The sequence below is a fragment of the Streptococcus suis genome, from assembly GCF_002964045.1.
Lineage (GTDB): Bacteria > Bacillota > Bacilli > Lactobacillales > Streptococcaceae > Streptococcus > Streptococcus suis_U.
The window spans coordinates 1-17,373 of sequence record NZ_POPB01000339.1 but is presented as its reverse complement, the minus strand read 5'-3'; the positions used below and the strand labels follow the sequence as shown (position 1 = coordinate 17,373).

21 protein-coding genes are annotated in these 17,373 nt (G+C 38.9%); 18 read left to right on the top strand and 3 right to left on the bottom strand.

Translation table 11 applies throughout. From position 1 onward, the window contains the following. Positions 1 to 10: 10 nt before the first annotated feature. Positions 11 to 2,617: a bifunctional 2',3'-cyclic-nucleotide 2'-phosphodiesterase/3'-nucleotidase gene (locus tag C1E99_RS07255; protein WP_105207109.1), complete on the bottom strand. Its 2,607-nt coding sequence runs from the start codon at positions 2,615 to 2,617 to the stop codon at positions 11 to 13. A 261-nt stretch (positions 2,618 to 2,878) separates the two neighbouring features. Between C1E99_RS07255 and C1E99_RS07250 the strand changes: the two genes are divergently transcribed. From C1E99_RS07250 to C1E99_RS07195, 13 genes are all read left to right on the top strand, one after another. Continuing rightward, positions 2,879 to 5,080, top strand: a complete 2,202-nt coding sequence (locus C1E99_RS07250; RefSeq protein WP_105207108.1) for a RelA/SpoT family protein — start codon at positions 2,879 to 2,881, stop codon at positions 5,078 to 5,080. A 1-nt stretch (position 5,081) separates the two neighbouring features. Further along, complete coding sequence (gene dtd / locus C1E99_RS07245) at positions 5,082 to 5,525, top strand: D-aminoacyl-tRNA deacylase (protein WP_024377597.1); 444 nt, start codon at positions 5,082 to 5,084, stop codon at positions 5,523 to 5,525. Between the two features lie 62 nt (positions 5,526 to 5,587). Beyond that, a complete protein-coding gene (locus C1E99_RS07240) occupies positions 5,588 to 5,773 on the top strand; it encodes a hypothetical protein (RefSeq protein ID WP_002941993.1) in 186 nt (61 codons plus the stop codon). A 301-nt stretch (positions 5,774 to 6,074) separates the two neighbouring features. Then, positions 6,075 to 6,149, top strand: coding sequence for a hypothetical protein (locus tag C1E99_RS15240; RefSeq protein WP_232503818.1), 75 nt, complete (start codon positions 6,075 to 6,077; stop codon positions 6,147 to 6,149). A 215-nt stretch (positions 6,150 to 6,364) separates the two neighbouring features. Further along, positions 6,365 to 7,102 carry a response regulator transcription factor gene (locus tag C1E99_RS07230; protein WP_105207106.1) on the top strand — a complete coding sequence of 246 codons (738 nt, stop codon included), beginning with the start codon at positions 6,365 to 6,367 and terminating at the stop codon, positions 7,100 to 7,102. After that, positions 7,102 to 8,436, top strand: coding sequence for a sensor histidine kinase (locus tag C1E99_RS07225; protein ID WP_105207105.1), 1,335 nt, complete (start codon positions 7,102 to 7,104; stop codon positions 8,434 to 8,436). Before C1E99_RS07230 ends, C1E99_RS07225 begins: the two co-directional genes overlap by 1 nt. Positions 8,437 to 8,599: 163 nt before the next feature. After that, positions 8,600 to 8,758: a hypothetical protein gene (locus tag C1E99_RS07220; RefSeq protein ID WP_024403937.1), complete on the top strand. Its 159-nt coding sequence runs from the start codon at positions 8,600 to 8,602 to the stop codon at positions 8,756 to 8,758. 48 nt (positions 8,759 to 8,806) lie between these two features. Beyond that, a complete protein-coding gene (locus C1E99_RS14690) occupies positions 8,807 to 8,959 on the top strand; it encodes a hypothetical protein (RefSeq protein ID WP_161951169.1) in 153 nt (50 codons plus the stop codon). 73 nt (positions 8,960 to 9,032) lie between these two features. Continuing rightward, entirely contained in the window at positions 9,033 to 9,200 is a 168-nt protein-coding gene (locus tag C1E99_RS14685) for a hypothetical protein (RefSeq protein WP_153309275.1), read from the top strand. A gap of 629 nt (positions 9,201 to 9,829) precedes the next feature. Next, positions 9,830 to 9,991: a hypothetical protein gene (locus C1E99_RS14680; RefSeq protein WP_153309274.1), complete on the top strand. Its 162-nt coding sequence runs from the start codon at positions 9,830 to 9,832 to the stop codon at positions 9,989 to 9,991. 241 nt (positions 9,992 to 10,232) lie between these two features. Further along, the gene (locus C1E99_RS07205) at positions 10,233 to 10,643 is read left to right on the top strand and encodes a hypothetical protein (protein ID WP_105207104.1); all 411 of its coding nucleotides are present in this window, start codon (positions 10,233 to 10,235) and stop codon (positions 10,641 to 10,643) included. A 38-nt stretch (positions 10,644 to 10,681) separates the two neighbouring features. Next, positions 10,682 to 11,347, top strand: a complete 666-nt coding sequence (locus tag C1E99_RS07200) for a CPBP family intramembrane glutamic endopeptidase (RefSeq protein WP_105207103.1) — start codon at positions 10,682 to 10,684, stop codon at positions 11,345 to 11,347. 21 nt (positions 11,348 to 11,368) lie between these two features. Beyond that, a complete protein-coding gene (locus C1E99_RS07195; protein ID WP_024377604.1) occupies positions 11,369 to 11,563 on the top strand; it encodes a hypothetical protein in 195 nt (64 codons plus the stop codon). Between the two features lie 94 nt (positions 11,564 to 11,657). Here the strand turns inward: C1E99_RS07195 and C1E99_RS07190 are convergent, their stop codons facing one another. Both C1E99_RS07190 and C1E99_RS07185 read right to left on the bottom strand, forming a co-directional pair. After that, entirely contained in the window at positions 11,658 to 11,999 is a 342-nt protein-coding gene (locus C1E99_RS07190) for a type II toxin-antitoxin system RelE/ParE family toxin (protein ID WP_105207102.1), read from the bottom strand. Further along, positions 11,989 to 12,276, bottom strand: a complete 288-nt coding sequence (locus tag C1E99_RS07185; RefSeq protein WP_032511323.1) for a type II toxin-antitoxin system RelB/DinJ family antitoxin — start codon at positions 12,274 to 12,276, stop codon at positions 11,989 to 11,991. Before C1E99_RS07185 ends, C1E99_RS07190 begins: the two co-directional genes overlap by 11 nt. A gap of 225 nt (positions 12,277 to 12,501) precedes the next feature. On the opposite strand from C1E99_RS07185, the gene C1E99_RS07180 reads away from it, so the two are divergent. From C1E99_RS07180 to C1E99_RS07155, 5 genes are all read left to right on the top strand, one after another. Then, the gene (locus tag C1E99_RS07180) at positions 12,502 to 13,152 is read left to right on the top strand and encodes a CPBP family intramembrane glutamic endopeptidase (protein ID WP_105112426.1); all 651 of its coding nucleotides are present in this window, start codon (positions 12,502 to 12,504) and stop codon (positions 13,150 to 13,152) included. A gap of 268 nt (positions 13,153 to 13,420) precedes the next feature. After that, positions 13,421 to 14,095, top strand: coding sequence for a CPBP family intramembrane glutamic endopeptidase (locus C1E99_RS07175; RefSeq protein WP_105207101.1), 675 nt, complete (start codon positions 13,421 to 13,423; stop codon positions 14,093 to 14,095). A 503-nt stretch (positions 14,096 to 14,598) separates the two neighbouring features. After that, positions 14,599 to 15,489, top strand: coding sequence for a helix-turn-helix domain-containing protein (locus C1E99_RS07165; protein WP_105207100.1), 891 nt, complete (start codon positions 14,599 to 14,601; stop codon positions 15,487 to 15,489). Between the two features lie 218 nt (positions 15,490 to 15,707). Beyond that, positions 15,708 to 16,544: an ABC transporter ATP-binding protein gene (locus C1E99_RS07160; protein WP_161951168.1), complete on the top strand. Its 837-nt coding sequence runs from the start codon at positions 15,708 to 15,710 to the stop codon at positions 16,542 to 16,544. Continuing rightward, positions 16,537 to 17,238, top strand: a complete 702-nt coding sequence (locus C1E99_RS07155) for an ABC transporter permease (protein ID WP_105207099.1) — start codon at positions 16,537 to 16,539, stop codon at positions 17,236 to 17,238. The genes C1E99_RS07160 and C1E99_RS07155 overlap by 8 nt, the downstream gene beginning before the upstream one ends. The last annotated feature ends 135 nt before the right edge of the window (positions 17,239 to 17,373 follow it).

The following is a 17,373-nucleotide window of genomic DNA, read 5'->3' as shown; positions in this document are numbered from 1 at the left end:
CATGTTTTTACTAGTCTTTTTTCTTGCGGAAAGCACCGACAAAGCCAATCAAGCTGAAGCCAAGGAGGCTGAGTACAGAACTTGCCTCACCAGTTGCAGGGAGTGTTTTTTGTCCAGTTTGAGCTTTTGTAGAGGCGGTACTTATTTTTGAAGTAGTATCGGTCGCTGTATCTGTGTTTGTCGTAGTAGTTGCGACTGCTACGAAACCAGGTTTGTTGGTAGATACAGTGGTTGTAGCAAGTTTGTGTTTTGGTGCAGGTGCAGTTGTTTTTTCAGCTGGAAGGGTAATCACCTGACCAGATGGAAGTGTGATTTGAACACCAGTTTGACCAGCAGATGTGTCAGTGTTGGCATCTGTTTGGTTAGTTGGAGGTGTCACCACTTTTGGCTCAGTGTAGACAAATTTGAATTCGCCAAATCCTTCGTTTTCAGTAGAGGCTTGGATGTAAACCAGACCTTCTTGATTAGCCAACAGGTCTTTTGCACGATCGGCTGTCAAGAAACGGAGGTCTAAGCCCTTGATGCTATCTGTAAAGGTCCAGTTATTGTCTGCAGTTGGGTTGATGACCTTCTCAGAGATGATGTAGTTGATGATAGCTTGGCGGTTTTCCAAATTAAGCAAATAATTGACAGAGGCATCTTTGACACCTGGGAAGGTACCATTTGCACGGTAGTTGTTGGTCACAACGATAAACTCTTGCTCATCTGTGACAGCCTGTCCATTGTACTGAAGGTTGCGAACACGACTAGCAGTTTCGTTGACTAGCTTACCACTGCGGTCGTACTTGTTTGGCTGGGTGATGTCGTATTGATAGGTTACGCCATCAATGACATCGAAGTTATAAGTCCGGTAATCTGTATTGACCAGGTTTTGCGGTTCAGTAGAGTTTGGATCGATTTGATTGAACTGACCAGCGGACATTTCCAACCATTCTTTGAGTTGGGCACCGTTGACTTTTAAGATGGCTACAACGTTGTCGTAGAGGTAAAGGTCTGCTACGTTCTTGATGGCGATTGGGCCAGCAGGAATATCTGTATAGGCAGTTGCATCACCACGAGTTCCAGCCTTGAATGGGGCTGCTGCAGAAAGGATTGGTAGGCCGGCTTCAGGCGTTCCTGCTAGTTGCTGTTTAGCATACCAGATTTGGGCATTGTTGACGATTTGAACAGATGGGTCGTCTTGCACCAAGGAGAAGAAACTGTTGATTGGAGCAGTTGTTTCACCGACTTGCTGACGGACATAGTTGATAGTTTCAGTATGAGCTTCTTTAGCGAGGTCAATGATACGACTGTCCGCCACAGATGACTTGGTGTCAATCTTGCGGATGGCTGCCTTGCTAGAAGTTGTGGTCCATTTACCGTCAGTATAAGTCAGGTTTAGGTCAATCACCCCAAGGTGGTCACCGTATTTTCCAGCCATAGTGACAGGAGTGCCGTTGATTTTTCCATTTGTGTCGTCCACGCCAGCATATTTAGCATAGAAGCTTGGTTTTTCAGCAGTTCCTGGGAATTCTGCGTGGGAGTGGCCTGTGATGACCGCATCAACTCCAGCTAGGCTGGCGATTTGGTAACCGACATTTTCCTCGCCGACTTCATACTGGTCATCACCGATACCTGAGTGAGAAAGAACCAAAACGATGTCAGCGCCATTTTCACGAATAACAGGAACAATGTCACGGACTGCTTCAACCGCATCGCGCACGATGACCTTGCCTTCCAAATAGGCTTTGTCCCAGTTGAGGATTTGTGGCGGAACGATTCCTGTGATCCCGACTTTCAGGCTGACAGCCTTGCCAGTCGTATCTGTGAAGGTCTTGTCAATGATCGTATAAGGCTGGTAGAGGAAGTCTTTGGTTGTAGGATGTAAAACGTTGGCATTGAGAAGGGGCATGCCAGCAGTTGAAATCACCTTGCGGAGATAGTCTAGACCGTAGTTGAACTCATGGTTTCCAAGGGTACCAGCATCGAAACCGAGCGTGTCCAAGGCAGTGTACATAGGGTGTTGCTCACCTTCTTCAATCGGATCAATGAGAGACTTGTAATTGCCAAGCGGTGTTCCTTGGATGGTGTCACCGTTATCCACAAGCACAATATTTGAATTCTCAGCTTTTGCCTCTTCGATTAGGACCGCCGTTTTAGCCAGACCGAGTGTTTCCACAGGCTTGTCTTGGTAGTAGTCGTAGTTGACCAAGTTGGTATGGAGGTCCGTTGTTGCTAGGATACGGACATCAACAGACTGGCCTTCAACTGGAGTGGTAGTTTCAGTAGCCGCTGCGCGTGTTGTTGTAACAGGGCTAGCTGTTGTGTCGTTAACTGGAGTATTGCTGGTTTCTACAACAGGAGCAGCTTCTTCTGTTACTGGTGTAACAGACTGGTCAGTGGTTTCTGTAGTTGGCGTGACAGCCTCACCGGCTGTAGTTTCGGTAGTTGTCGGTGTGGCAACCTCACCAGTCGTTGCTTCGGCTTGGCTGGTTGCTACAGAGCTACTGGTTTCTGTTTCAGTCTTTAAGACAGGGGTCTCTGTGCTGGTTTCTTCAGCAGAGACAAGGGCGGTGTTGGTGCTAGCCAGTAAAGCTAGGCTGAGGGCTAGGGCACACTTACTAAAACGAAATTTCATGAGAACCTCCATTTGATATAATCTCAAGAATATTATACATATTGAAAACGGAAACATCAAGGTTTTTTGTCAAATATATAAGAAAAATGATGGAAAATTTTCAGAAAAACAACAAAAAACGAACGATGACTAAAAAATGTTTGGTTAGTTTTCTTTGTTTATCGTCATTTTGAATGATATAGTATGGATGAATTACCGCTTTCCTTTTTCTTTTCCAGTGAAAATGGTAAAATAATAGGAAATAGTTAGGGAGAGAAACAAATGAAGGAAATCAATTTTACAGGAGAAGAGGTTGTTGGGCTGACTGCCACCTACCTTCCAGCCGAAGATGTTGCTTTTGTTCAGAAGGCCTTGGATTTTGCGACGGAAGCTCATAAGACACAATTTCGAAAATCAGGTGAACCCTATATTGTCCACCCTATCCAAGTAGCAGGTATTTTAGCAGGGCTCAAGCTAGATGCGGTAACCGTAGCTTGTGGCTTCTTGCATGATGTGGTTGAGGATACGGAAGTTACCTTGGATGAAATGGAGGCGGAATTTGGACCAGAGGTTCGCCACATTGTCGGTGGGGTGACCAAGCTAGGTAAGGTCGAGTACAAATCTCATGCGGAGCAGTTGGCTGAAAATCACCGCAACATGCTGATTGCCATGTCCCAAGACATGCGGGTCATTCTGGTTAAACTGGCAGACCGTCTCCACAATATGCGGACTCTTAAGCACTTGCGCAAGGACAAGCAGGAACGTATTTCACGTGAAACAATGGAAATCTATGCACCGCTTGCCCACCGTCTAGGTATTTCTTCTATCAAGTGGGAATTGGAAGACATGTCTTTCCGTTACCTCAATGAAGTTGAGTTTTACAAGATTACCCACATGATGAGGGAGAAACGACGCGAACGGGAAGAGTTGGTCAATGAAGTCGTCGACAAGTTGAGAGAATACACAGAGGAGCGCCATCTTCACGGTCAAATCTATGGTCGTCCCAAGCATATCTACTCCATCTATCGGAAGATGCATGACAAGAAAAAGCGTTTTGACGAACTATATGATTTGACTGCTATCCGTTGTTTGATGGACACTCCAAGCGATGTCTATGCCATGCTGGGCTACATCCATGAACTCTGGAAGCCTATGCCCGGTCGCTTCAAGGACTACATTGCCAGTCCAAAAGCCAATGGCTACCAGTCCATCCATACGACAGTTTACGGACCAAAGGGACCGATTGAGTTTCAAATTCGGACGGTGGAAATGCACCAGGTTGCAGAATACGGGGTTGCGGCTCACTGGGCCTACAAGCGTGGTGGCAAGGCAACTGCTTCTGAAAAAGAGCTGCGTTGGATCAACAACCTGATTGAACTTCAAGAGGGGGCAGGAGATGCCCAATCCTTCGTTGATTCGGTCAAAGAGGACATCTTCACTGAGCGGATTTACGTCTTTACGCCAGATGGTGCGGTGCGTGAATTGCCTAAGGACTCCGTACCGATTGACTTCGCCTATGAAATTCATACCAAGGTCGGTGAGCGGGCGACAGGTGCCAAGGTCAACGGCCGTATGGTGCCTCTGACGACCAAGCTCAAGACGGGCGACCAGGTGGAAATCATCACCTCTGCCAACTCTTTCGGTCCCAGTCGTGACTGGGTCAATCTTGTAAAGACCCACAAGGCTCGCAATAAAATCAAGCAGTTCTTCAAAAACCAGGACAAGGAATTGTCTGTTTCCAAAGGGCGTGAAATGCTCCAGAATCTCCTCCAAGAAAACGGCTACGTTCCTAACCAATACCTGGACCGTCGCCACATGGACGAAGTCCTACAAAAGACCAGCTATAAAACCGATGAGGCTCTCTATGCAGCGGTTGGTTTTGGGGAAATCTCTGCCGTGTCCGTCTTTAATCGTCTGACAGAGAAAGAACGTCGAGAAGCCGAGCGGGCTAAGGCCAAAGCTGTCGCGGATGAATTGGTCAACGGTGGTGAAGTCAAACACGACAACAAAGATAGTTTGAAAATCCGTCACGAGGGTGGCGTGGTCATTGAAGGGGCGTCAGGCTTGCTGATCCGGATTGCCAAATGTTGTAATCCAGTACCTGGCGATGAGATTGTCGGCTACATTACCAAGGGACGTGGGGTTGCGGTTCACCGTGTGGACTGTATGAACCTCAAGAGCCAGGAAAACTATGATGTCCGCCTAATTGATGTCGGTTGGGAGGATGAAAACTCAACCAAGGAATACATGGCAAACATTGACATCTACGGGCTCAACCGTTCAGGTCTGCTCAATGATGTCCTTAAGGTTTTGACCAATGCCAGCAAGAACATTTCTTCGGTCAATGCCCAGCCAACCAAGGATATGAAGTTTGCGACCATCCATGTTTCCTTTGGCATTTCCAACCTGGCAACCTTGACCAGTCTGGTGGACAAGATCAAGTCGGTACCAGAAGTTTACTCAGTGAAAAGGACCAACGGATAAGATGAAAATTGTATTACAACGTGTATCACAGGCCAGTGTGACCATCGAAGGAAGCATTCATGGGCAAATTGATCAGGGGCTTTTGCTCCTAGTCGGTGTGGGGCCAGATGACAGCCAGGAAGACCTGGACTATGCTGTTCGAAAAATTGTCAATATGCGGATTTTTTCAGATGAGGCAGGCAAGATGAACAAGTCTGTTCAAGATGTGGCGGGCAAGATTTTATCCATTTCCCAATTTACCCTTTTTGCGGACACTAAAAAAGGCAATCGCCCTGCTTTTACAGGAGCAGCAGCTCCTGCCCTAGCCAGCCAACTTTATGATGCTTTTAACCAAGCCCTGTCAGCCTTTGTGCCGGTTGAAGTGGGCGTGTTTGGGGCGGATATGGCGGTCAGTCTGGTCAATGATGGGCCGGTGACCATTGTGTTAGATACCAAAAATCGCTAGACCTCTATACTTTTTGTGTCTATTTTGATATACTAAAAGTGAATTAGATGTGGAGGTGTGCCATGAAAAACTTACTGACCAATCATTTTTTCTACCTAGTGGTAGCATTTACCTTGATTTTGGTGATTTACTTTAGTGGAATTGACAAACGCTGGATTATTCTGGCAAGTTTTCTCTATTTTATCCCTTCGCAGATTTTATACCGTCGTCGCCTTAAAGAGCGGCTACAAGAAGACCAGCCCAAGTAGGCTGGTTTTTTGATGTGTAAATTGGACTACAATTCTTTATTAAATATGCTATAATAGTTTTTGCAGAAAAGTAAAGACGGTGGCTCTAATTTCTGAAAGGTAGGTGGTGCCTATGGTCAAATCATCAAAATCTAACAGAAAGGCTAGCCCAAGCCAGCTGGTAAGTGAACTTACTCATCTGGCAACGACAAATCCTATAAGATTTGTCTAGGGCTCGCACTAGCTCGAGTTTTGAAAAATATCGTTTCAAAACTCTCACGTCGAAAGTCTTAGCTTGTCAACCTTTGAGTGGCTAACACTCATGTTTGTAGCTGGTAACTTTGTTATCGCTCTCGTGATGTTAGTTCTTGAATTGGTAAAAACGACAAAAAAATAACCGTCTGTAACTTTGGCGAGTTCACGGTTATTTTTTCATAATTTATAACAAGCCACCGTCTTAAACGGTTCTGCAAGGGGTAGTTGTTTCTGGCAACTACCTTTTTCTATGTTAATTATACATCGGTAGGTCTATCAAGTCAAGTTGGACATTTATCTTTTGCTGAAATATGCTATAATAATGATTATTACTTACAAAAAATGTAGGAGATTTCGATGCTTAATATTTTTGTATTAGAAGATGATTTTTTTCAGCAGAGCAGGCTAGAAAATGCTATTAGGCAGTGTGTTGAAGAAACGTCAGTAAGATATAAATTCCTAGAAGTTTTTGGTAAACCAAATCAGTTATTGGAATCAATTGAGGAAGCAGGCAATCACCAATTTTTCTTTTTAGATATTGAAATTAAAGGCGAAGAAAAGAAAGGAATGGAAATCGCTAAAGAAATCCGTGCTCGAGATCCTTATGCTGTTATTGTCTTTGTAACAACTCACTCAGAATTTATGCCGGTAACGTATCGTTATCGGGTTTCTGCTTTAGATTTTATAGATAAAGGCCTGGAGGATAGTGACTTTCAAAAGGCAGTATCAGATGTGTTAGTGCATGCTTTTGAAAATATTGATCATACTATAGCTGAAAATTCTTTTATATACAAAACTGAAACTGCTCATATTCAAGTCCCTTTTAGTGACATCCTTTATTTTGAAACATCATCAACAATACATAAAGTTATTTTAAAAACAAAAACAGGTCAGACTGAGTTTTACGGGAAAGTATCCGATATAGCGAAAGCTGACGAACGACTTTACCAGGCACATCGTTCTTGTGTAGTGAATCCATTAAATATAACCAGATTGGACAGAACAAATCACATTGCCTATTTTGAGAATGGAGATTCTTGTTTTGTTTCTCGTTTGAAGCAGAAGAAACTTGCAGATTTGTTGGAGATTGATTGATGAATATTTTTATATCTCCATTTTATGACACTGTATTCTTTATTGACATGCTGATTCGTTTGATGATTCTTCAACAAATCAGTGGTTTATTTTTGAGCAAGAAGAAAAAATGTTGGATTGCTTTTCTTTTAACTGGTTGTCAAATAGTTTTTTATGACATATATCTGTTATTAGAGCCTTTTTCTTTTTTGGTTATTATTCCTTTTTTAAAAACAAATTGGAATGGAACCCAGAAACTATTTTACGGCTTATTACCATTTGTAATCGGGGATATGTTTCAACGTATCATAAGTCTCTATTTGAGATTTGTGTTTCAATTGGATTATTTCAGTTTAGGTTTATTTTTCGATATTATTTTAACCTTGTTGCTTATACCGTTCTATACTCTCTTTTTTAAAGGGTTGAGAATTGAAGCTAAGTATTTAAAAGTTGATACACTTGATAGTGATTTTAAAAATATATTTCTCAGTTTGAATATTTCATTCATTGTCTATTTTCTTTTTGTCAGAACTACAGTTTTAATTGAAAGATGGGTAGAAATGAAAGTAATAGCAGTTAATTGGGATCCTTATTATGTTCGTACCAATATAGTATTACTTTATTTTGTTCTTTTTACAGCAAGTTTATTATATCTGAATTACAGAAATAAAGAAAAGCAAGACAAAGAAATCCAGGAGTTGAAAGACAAACAATTAACAGATTTAGGCCGTTATAGTCGTCATGTTGAGTCACTTTATAAAGAAATTCGAAGTTTCCGACACGACTATACAAATATTCTCGTTAGCTTGAATGAGGCTATAAAAGAGGAAGACATTGTTGCGATTCGAACTATTTATCGCGAGGTTATTGCAGATTCTGATAGAAAATTCTATGATGGAAAGTACGATATAGCTAGATTGTCCAATATACAAAATCCTGCTGTGAAGAGCCTGCTGTCATCTAAGATGTTGGAGGCACAAAAAAAAGGTATTGCAATTTCTGTGGAAGTAGATTCTGAAATTGAACCACCTGCTTTAGAGTTGATAGAATTCATAACGATTCTGTCTATTTTATTAGATAATGCTATCGATGCTGCAGAGCAGTGTGTAAATGGAAATATTGTATTTGCCTACTTCCAGGAATATGACAGAAAAATTATCATTGTAGAAAATACTACGGTTGAAGATAAAGTATCTACAAGTCATATTTTTGAATATGGTCATTCTACAAAAGGAGATAATCGAGGAATTGGCTTGGCTAATGTAAAAGCTATTTTACATAAATATCCTAAATTTTCTATATCAACGAACAGTAGCAATCATCGATTTGTTCAGGAGTTGGTGTTTTTGGAATAAGATTTATAGATGTAAGTCCAGTCGAAAGGCTGGATTTTTTTGCATCTTCTCGAAAAAATGGTCATTCATTACAAAATAACGACAGTTCATGACATGGATGAAAAAATGGTGGTGTGTTGGTCTATACTAAGAGTGTAAAGAAAACAAAAAAGGAGGCACGAACATGAATACTTTAAAAACATACTTCAAAGGAAATAAAAAAACAATCTACATGTTGTTGATTATTGTTGGCTTATTGACCATTTATCCGCCTATTTTTCAAACCATTTACCAAGCAGGTAGAGATTTTGGGCGTAGTTTTGTGAATGCAGTTTTACCGTAAATATGTAGATAGGATAGGAAATTTTAAAGGAGAGAAAGCGATGAAAAAATGAAAACTGTTAAGGATAGTCAACCGTGGTCAGAGCGTGAAAAAGTTTTGCTCTTGTTACTTTTGGTTAGTGTGATTGATATTCCATCTCTCATTGATACCCTATATCAAATTGGTTATGAATTTGGTCAGGCTCTTGCACTTTGGTTTTAGTAAATGATGAGATGATTTTACGGAATGTGTTTGTCGGTGCATTTTATACGCGTATCGTAGGAGGAATAATTTTATGATTTGGCTTATTAAACTTCTATTGGTTGTTGTAATTTCCATTCCTGTAACAAGTATTTTACAGCCTTTTCACAACCATTACTTAAATGGAGTCACAGTTGCGGTCATTACCGTCATTGTGTCCCATTTAGTGGATAAATATGGAAAAGGTGGGGATGAAGTATGAGTAAAGAGTTGAAAAGGATGTTGAAACTCGGGATACTTTTTCTTGCCTTATTTGTCTTAAATATGCTTTTTCTCAAATGGTTGTCTGTTATAGGATTTGGTATTCATTTTAGCGAAATTAGTTATTTGGTTCCACCGCTGTTTTCAGTCATCGTTCTATCGATGATTGAAAAAAAGAGAAGCATGAAAACGACTTAATGAAAAAATGGTCATTCATTACAAAATATCGACCGTCCATGACATGGATGAAAAAATGGTGGTGTGTTGGTCTATACTAAGAGTGTAAAAAATAAGAACAAGGAGAAATGAGATGACAGTGAAAAAGAAAATTGCTATGACAGAAGAACAATTGCTACATGTCGCTATGATAGTCTATACCTTGTATGTGCTGTACTTACTTGTCACTAAGAATTTTGTACCACGCTTCATAACTCCCTATGGACTGTATCTATTTGTTCTCGTTGAAGAAAAATTAGAGAAATTTTGCAAAAAACTATATCACAACTTAATGAATCGATAAAAAATGGTCATTCATTATAAAATAACGACCGTTCATGACATGGATGAAAAATTTGATCTGAGTTGGCTTATATTAAGAGTGTAAAGAAAACAAGAACAGGAGAAACAAAGATGGAACATAAATATCCTAAGGAAGGAAGAAAATTTGATTTTAAAACGGTAGCTATTCTCATACTATCTCTAGTAGTATTTGCTTGGCTCGTTCCACCTGTCTATACAGTTTTTAAATATTTTGGATATGAAGTCGGTGTTTTATTAGAAAATGTTTTATAAAAAACAAGAACAAGGAGAATTGAAGATGAAGAAAAAAAATTCTATGCAGTTTTGATTCCCGTTGTACTTTGGATAGTTTTTAAAATCTGTGCGAATTTGTCAGATGAAAACATTAAAGACTATTTCAATATTTTAGCAGTCAGTAATCCAGGTCTAATCATCGCTTTTGCCATTTTTACAAATAAGGGACAAAACAAGGAAAAGTAAGTTAGTAAAGAAAACAAGAACAAGGAGAAAATATATGACTAAATTTAAAACAATGGATAAAATCAAAACCATAATTAGTATTCTAATCATTAGTTATGCAATTCTATGTATCTTAGCAGATGTATCTATAATTAATTTTGATATAGAATTATATATTCCATCTACATACGCTATCATATATTCCGCTACCTTTTTGAGCTTTACGGGAAGGAGAAATAAAAATGGAAAACAAACATCAAATGATGACTATCAAAGAAAGAATAAAATTATGCAGTTCTTGCAAAGGCTTGTTGAAGGAATTTTGGTCACTGCCGTTCTTATTCACCTAATGGCTTGGCTTGTTCTTGGAAAAACAGTAGATGTTTTCTCATCTAATTTCTATCCAATGCTCTTTATTGCATTGTATTTTCTAATGAAAGTGAATAAGACTAAAAAGGAGGACTAGCTTATGAAACGTGTTAAAAATATTTAAAATTTATTGGTTTGATTCTTGTCATCGTTGCGATTAACATAACTCCGATGCGATTGATTGCCATACAGGATTCGATGTCAGGTGCCATGCAGTGGGTTTCTGGCATTGGCTATCTGGCCATTGCTACAGCTATTGTGGTGTGGACTTGGAAACGGTATAAGAAAGGTCTGCCTGACCAGCAAAAAGGGTTCACATTTACCTGGAAAGATTTTGGGTTTGCTCTGCTATTTTTCTTGGCTGGACGGGTTGTTGGTATTGGCGGAACGCTATTGACCCAGTTGGTTACTGGCAATGCCACCACAGCCAACGATGCAGCACTCTTGGCTACAAATGAGCAATTGGCGAAGATGTTTCCGCTATACTTTGTTGCCTTTCATGTTGCAATAGGTGTCTTTGCTCCTTTTATGGAAGAGCTTGTTTTCAGAGGTTTGTTTAGCAGTTATTTCTTCAAAGAAAATCAAAAATGGCTAAAATTGATAATCAGTTCAGCTGTCTTTGCTCTTCTTCATGCGATTCATCCAATTGAGTTGCCACTTTACTTCTTGCTGGGGGCAGTCTTCTATTTGGCCTATGCTCGCCGTGGCAATATTGTGGATGCGATTCTTGTTCATATATTGAACAATAGCCTACTGGTTATCTTCTCCATTATTGGTTACTTATTGGTACTGTTTGGTTAGTGATGTTAAAGGAGTTCAGTTATGACAATGATGGAAAAATTAGATAAAAAATACCAAGAATTTGAAACAGCTTATGAGTCTTCCCCGTTTGCAATGAAATTCTTGGTCTGGGTAGGAGTAGCACTGACCTTGATGACACTTGGATCAGTTCTTGTACCAGCGATATATTCAGCAGGGCAAGAATTCGGTGAATTTCTATATTCTGTTTTTGGATGAGGGAGTGGAAGAAAATAAAATGAAAAAAGCTGAGCAATCAGCTTTTTGTTTACACTCGTTTCGATAGACTTGTTGAAGGGGGGAAAGTATCTCGTTATTTGAGGGTTTGCTTGAATAGATTGTCTAGGTTGTTTAGGTAGTCTGTCCTTGCTCCTCTAATGCGAAGGATATCTACATGAGAGCCACGAATCAAATAGAAGATGAGGTGCTGTTTTCCAGGAATCATCCTTGTTTTTCCTTCTGGGAATAATGCTCGTCCCAGACGAGCGTCGAGGTCAATATATCCCTCTGGAAATATTTCTAAGGTCAAGATAGCTGTGCTTAGAGATGCAAGCACCTTTCGAGCACTTGATTCTGAAAATTCACGGACATAATACTGGTAGATTTCCTCTAAATCTTGTTCGGCTTTAGCAGATAAATGTACTTCATAGACCATATTTGGCGAATACCTCACGAGCAGGTGTTGTGTGTCCTGATAAAACTTCTTGGTAGCCTTCATCAAGCTCTGCAATCAACTCATCTAGAAAAGCATCTGCACGTGCCTCTTCTACTGTTTTTATTGGCAAATCTTGCTCTTCAACCACCCTTTCTACAAATAAATTAAGAGCATCAGAAAGGGTCATATCTTTTTCCGATAAGATTATTTTTGCTTGTTCCAGTAATTGTGCATTTACTCTAAAATTATATTGTCTATCCCTAACCAATCCTGCCATTGTCTTCAACTCCAAATTCTAATATGTATAACAATAGTGTAGCTATTTGTTTTACATCTGTCAAGCGATAATCTTAAGCTGAATATCTTGGATGCAATTCGGTGAATTCGAAAAAATAGTCATTCATTACAAAATAGCAACCGTTCGTGACAGGGATGAGAATGGTGTGCTGATTTGCTGTATACTAAATTCATAAAAAGATTCTATTAGAAAGGGAGAGTAGCAATGGTTCATTGGATAAAAAGCATCGTACAGGTTTTATTGTTGACCTTAGTCATACAAGTCCCTGTAATAGCTGAAATGTCTTGGGGAAAGATGGATGACACAGTAGTAGGTTATCTCATACATGTACTATGTTGGTTTGTTCTAACGGCTCTTATTTTTTGGTTATTAGGGACATTACGGAAAAAGTATCGTGATGATAGTCTCCAAGTCCGAGAATATAGTTATGTAAAACTGTTTGGATTGGTTTTACTAGGAATTGTGGCACAACTTGTAGTATCGAATATTTTTTTACGATTGTCTGGTTCGACCATCGATAATAGTTCCATGTTAGATCTATTTCAGTCCAAATATGGTTGGATGGCCTTGCTTAGTGTAAATATTTTGGGGCCTATTCGTGAAGAATATCTATATAGAGGTGTCTTTCAAGAAAGAATTAGGAATAAGGCTTATCCAAAGATCAGTGTCTTTGTCACAACGGTAATTTTTACTTTTGTACATACTTATGATATTTCTGTAAGTTTTTGGATGCTATTTTTCCCGGGTCTTGTTTTTTCTTGGGTTTACTATAAAACCAATCATCTCAAATATCCGATAGTGGCACATATCTTGTCGAACAGTATTGTGACCATTTTAAATGTTATAAGTGTGTAAAGGTGTAACATTGTGAATAACAATTGGATAGGCTATAAATGACAATGGAAAGGAGAGAGAATATGAAAATGCTAAAATTGATAACTATTATTCCCTTGTTTGTACTATTAATGATGGGAATACTAAACTTGTTTCGAGTGACAGACTACTTGCGATATATTTTAAATATATTGGGGTTAGTAGGAATATTAATTCTAAGTTATCATACATATAAAAAGAACACTCGGAATTAGTTGTAATAGATAAAAAATGAGTAGGAGCTGAGAATATGAAAATAATAAAATCCATCGGTTTAGCTGTGGGTACCTTGCTACTCACTTTGCTCATTCAACTTCCAGCATATGTGGGGATAACAGCCTTTCAAGAGAATGTGCTACTAAAACTTGCAGTCATGATAGGGCTTGGTCTTGCAATATTGGCACTACTTTCTGTCATCAGACGAGGAATGATGAAGCATCAAGTCTTTTCAAGAGAGAAGCTGAATGTTTTAAAAATAGTCGGAATGACAGCACTGGTATTTACTGGAGAAACTGGCCTGAACCTCCTTTTGCAGTATTTGGGTCTTAGCCCTAGTGATTCTAACGCCTTGGATATAGTCAATCAGTTAAATTCGGATAATTTTTGGGTGATGGCTCTCTCAGTTGTCTTGTTTGCTCCAGTTTTAGAAGAATTTCTTTACAGAGGGATTTTGTTAGAAAAGACAGCCCAGTATTTTCCTAAGCATCCTCAAATGGTCATCGTATTTTCTGCCCTTCTATTTGCCTATTGTCATACTTGGAGCTTTTCAGTAGCATTTTTAGGGCACTTTATAACAGGGGCTTATCTGGGCTATCTGTATATGTGCAATAGACGAATGACGGACAGTATCCTTGCACATAGCTTATATAATGCCTCCATTTTAATCATCCAAATTCTATTTGGTTTGGTGCAGATTGGTGGATAAAAATTGACAGTAGACAATTTGGGGAAATGCCTGTATACTAAGAGGAAGTTGGCAATTTTATAATTGCCAAATAGCAAGTGCGGGGGGATTAAGAATATGAGAAAATTTTTTCAGGACCTTAATCAAGAATATCTGGACACCAGAAGTTCAACTAGAGAAGATTGGCTGGAGTGGATTATCCAGAGAAAGATGACCTGGGGTATGCGGTGGGGTTTGGTAGGGCTTCTCATGTTTATCTTGCAGCCTTTAACATATAACCCCTACTTTCTGTTGGGCTGTTTTTATATCGGTTTCCTACTTTGGTTCGTTTATGTATGTGGGCAGCTATTTTTTGTTGCCAGATCAATTTTCCACAATTGGAAGAAAAAATAATCGCTCAGCTTATTAGGCTGGGCGATTTAGTCATTTTTATTCGTTACGAATTAGAATCGCTTTTTCCACTAAAAATGGTATAATGTTTTACATTAGTAGTTGAGATAACAATACACATCTGGGGAGATTTAATGGATATAAAGGTTGAAATTGGAAAGAAAATTCGACATGCTCGAATCAGTAGAAACTTAACTCAAGCAGATATTTGTGATGATGAAACTGAATTAACGATCCGACAGTTGGCACGAATTGAAAATGGACAAGCAATGGCTACAATTCCCAAACTCCTCTTCTTATCTCAAAAATTAGGGATACAAATACAGGATTTGGTAGATGTTTCTAAGGTTGAGATTCCAAATCGTTATCTGGTATTAAAAAATAAACTGATAAAATTTCACACTTATGGCGATGAGGAGCGTATTGCTCAACAAGAAGCGATGTTTGATGAGGTTTATAATGATTTTTATGATAATCTTCCTGAAGAGGAACAACTCCTAGTTGAAGTCCTGCAAGCCCAGGCAAATGTATTTAGTAGCCAAGATACAGGATTTGGTGAGGGACTGTTAGAAGAATATTTTCATCAAATTTTGAAAAAGAAACGATTTAACTACAATGACTTGTTGATTATCAACATTTATTTCATGTGTTGTATTATGGGATTGGAAGACAATTCTTATGTTGAGGAATTGTCTCAAAAAGTCTTGCTTCATATTGACTATGGCGATACCGAACGTTTGTATCTTCTGGAGAGGATACTCATCAATATCTTGGTTCAAGCAGATCCAAAAGATTACCTGATTTATACCCATGCTCTAAGGGAAATCATTGAGGAATCAACCAACTATCAACACAAACCAGTAGTCTACGCTTTTGAAGCAAAACACTATCTAGAAGTGGAAAATGATAAGGAAAAAGTAGAAGAATTATATGATAAGGCAATTGCCTTCGCGAAGATGCTTAATGATGATATTCTAGTGAAAAATCTTAAGATGGAAAAGGAAAATGATTTAGCACGTTTCTAAATAGAGAATATGCAACCTGACTTACATGTCATGTTGCTTTTTTTATTTTTTTCTTATACTAGGACTATAAATAAGGATTAGTAGAAAAACTTGAGACGGAAAATGGTCATTCATTACAAAATAGCGACCGTTCGTGACATGAATGTAACTATTATGCTGATTTGTTTTATACTAAGTTCATAAATAATGACAATGAATTGAGGAAAAGGAGATAGGTTATGAAAGAAACGATGATTGTAGCAGATAAGATTACCAAGTCTTTTGGGGATAAAGTTGCATTAAATAGTATTAGTTTTGAAATTCGTGAGGGGAACATCTTTGGATTTTTAGGACCGTCCGGTTCTGGTAAAACAACGATGATCAACATTTTAACAGGTCAGATGAAGGCAAACCAAGGAAAAGGTCAGTTGCTAGGAAAAGATTCTTCTGATTTGACTCCGTCAGATTTAGAAGAAATTGGAATTGTCAGTGATAAAAGTGGTTTTTATGAGAAATTGTCATTGGAAAAGAATTTACAGTTGTATGGAAAATTATTTGGTGCTAAAGCAGAAAAAATAGATGACTTATTGAAACGGGTTGGTTTGTTTGATAGCAAGAAGGTACCTGCTGAGAAGTTATCAACTGGCATGAAACAACGCATGCTACTTGTCAGAGCCTTACTGAATGCTCCAAAAATTCTCTTTCTTGACGAACCAACAAGTGGCTTAGACCCAACTACTTCTCAATCCATACATGCCTTACTTATGGATTTGAAAGAACAAGGAACAACGATTTTCCTGACAACTCACGATATGCGTGAAGCTACCCTGCTCTGTGATGAGTTGGTCTTACTAAACAAGGGTAGATTAGTGGAAAATGGAGTTCCGAGAGATATTATTCAAAGATACAATCAGGATAAGGTGGTAAGAGTGACCTATTCTGATTTTAGTCAAAAAGAAATTCCGTTTGCAAACTTTACCAATAATGACCTATCAAACGCGATTGCCGTCCACTCATGCGAGCCAACGCTTGAAGATATTTTTATTCAATTGACAGGAGAGAAGTTAAATGTTTAGAAGAATGAATGCCTTGTTTTGGCTGAGAAATCAACTATTAGTAAGCAATAAAAATTTAGCTGTTCAGATATTGTTGCCTTATATGCTGGTCTTACTCTATAAGAATTTTATGGATGCATCAGGAATGAAACTCATGTTTATCTGTTTGTCTATGGCAATTGCAATGTCTATTGGGATGATGATTTCAACCATGATTGCGGAAGAGAAAGAAAAAAATATGCTCAAGACCTTATTGTTGAGCGGTGTCAGATACCATGAATACATCCTATCAGTCCTTATTCACCCCATGATAATGATGGTGATTACCTTGATTTCATTTCCAATTTTGACTGAAACAGATTTAGAAGGAATGTATGGCGAATACGCTCTTGTAATGTTCCTGACCTCCTTGGCTGTCATGCTGATCAATATGTACATCGGTTTGCTTTCTGATACACAGTCTAAGGCTCAAATCAATGGCTTGCCTATTACATTTATTGTGGCCTTGTTGCCAATGTTTGCTGGCTTGAAAGAAGGTGTAGAAACTCTTGTAGGCTATTCTTTTATGGGAGCCTATACAGACTTCTTTACCAAGGAACATTTTTCAATGAATGCGGATTCTATAAAAATCTTGTTGCTTTGGAATCTTGTTTTAGCTGTGTTAACGTGGGGAGCAATGAAGAAGAGTAAATTTGTGGAAACCGCTGAAAAATAAAAAGCAAAATCGCTCAGCTTATTGAACAGCTCCCTGTCAAGTGGACAATGAAATAATAAAAGATTAGGCGGCGGCCTTGTTCCTCATTTCAAGAGGGGCAAGGCCGTTGTTGCGCTCTTGAAAACGTTGGTGATT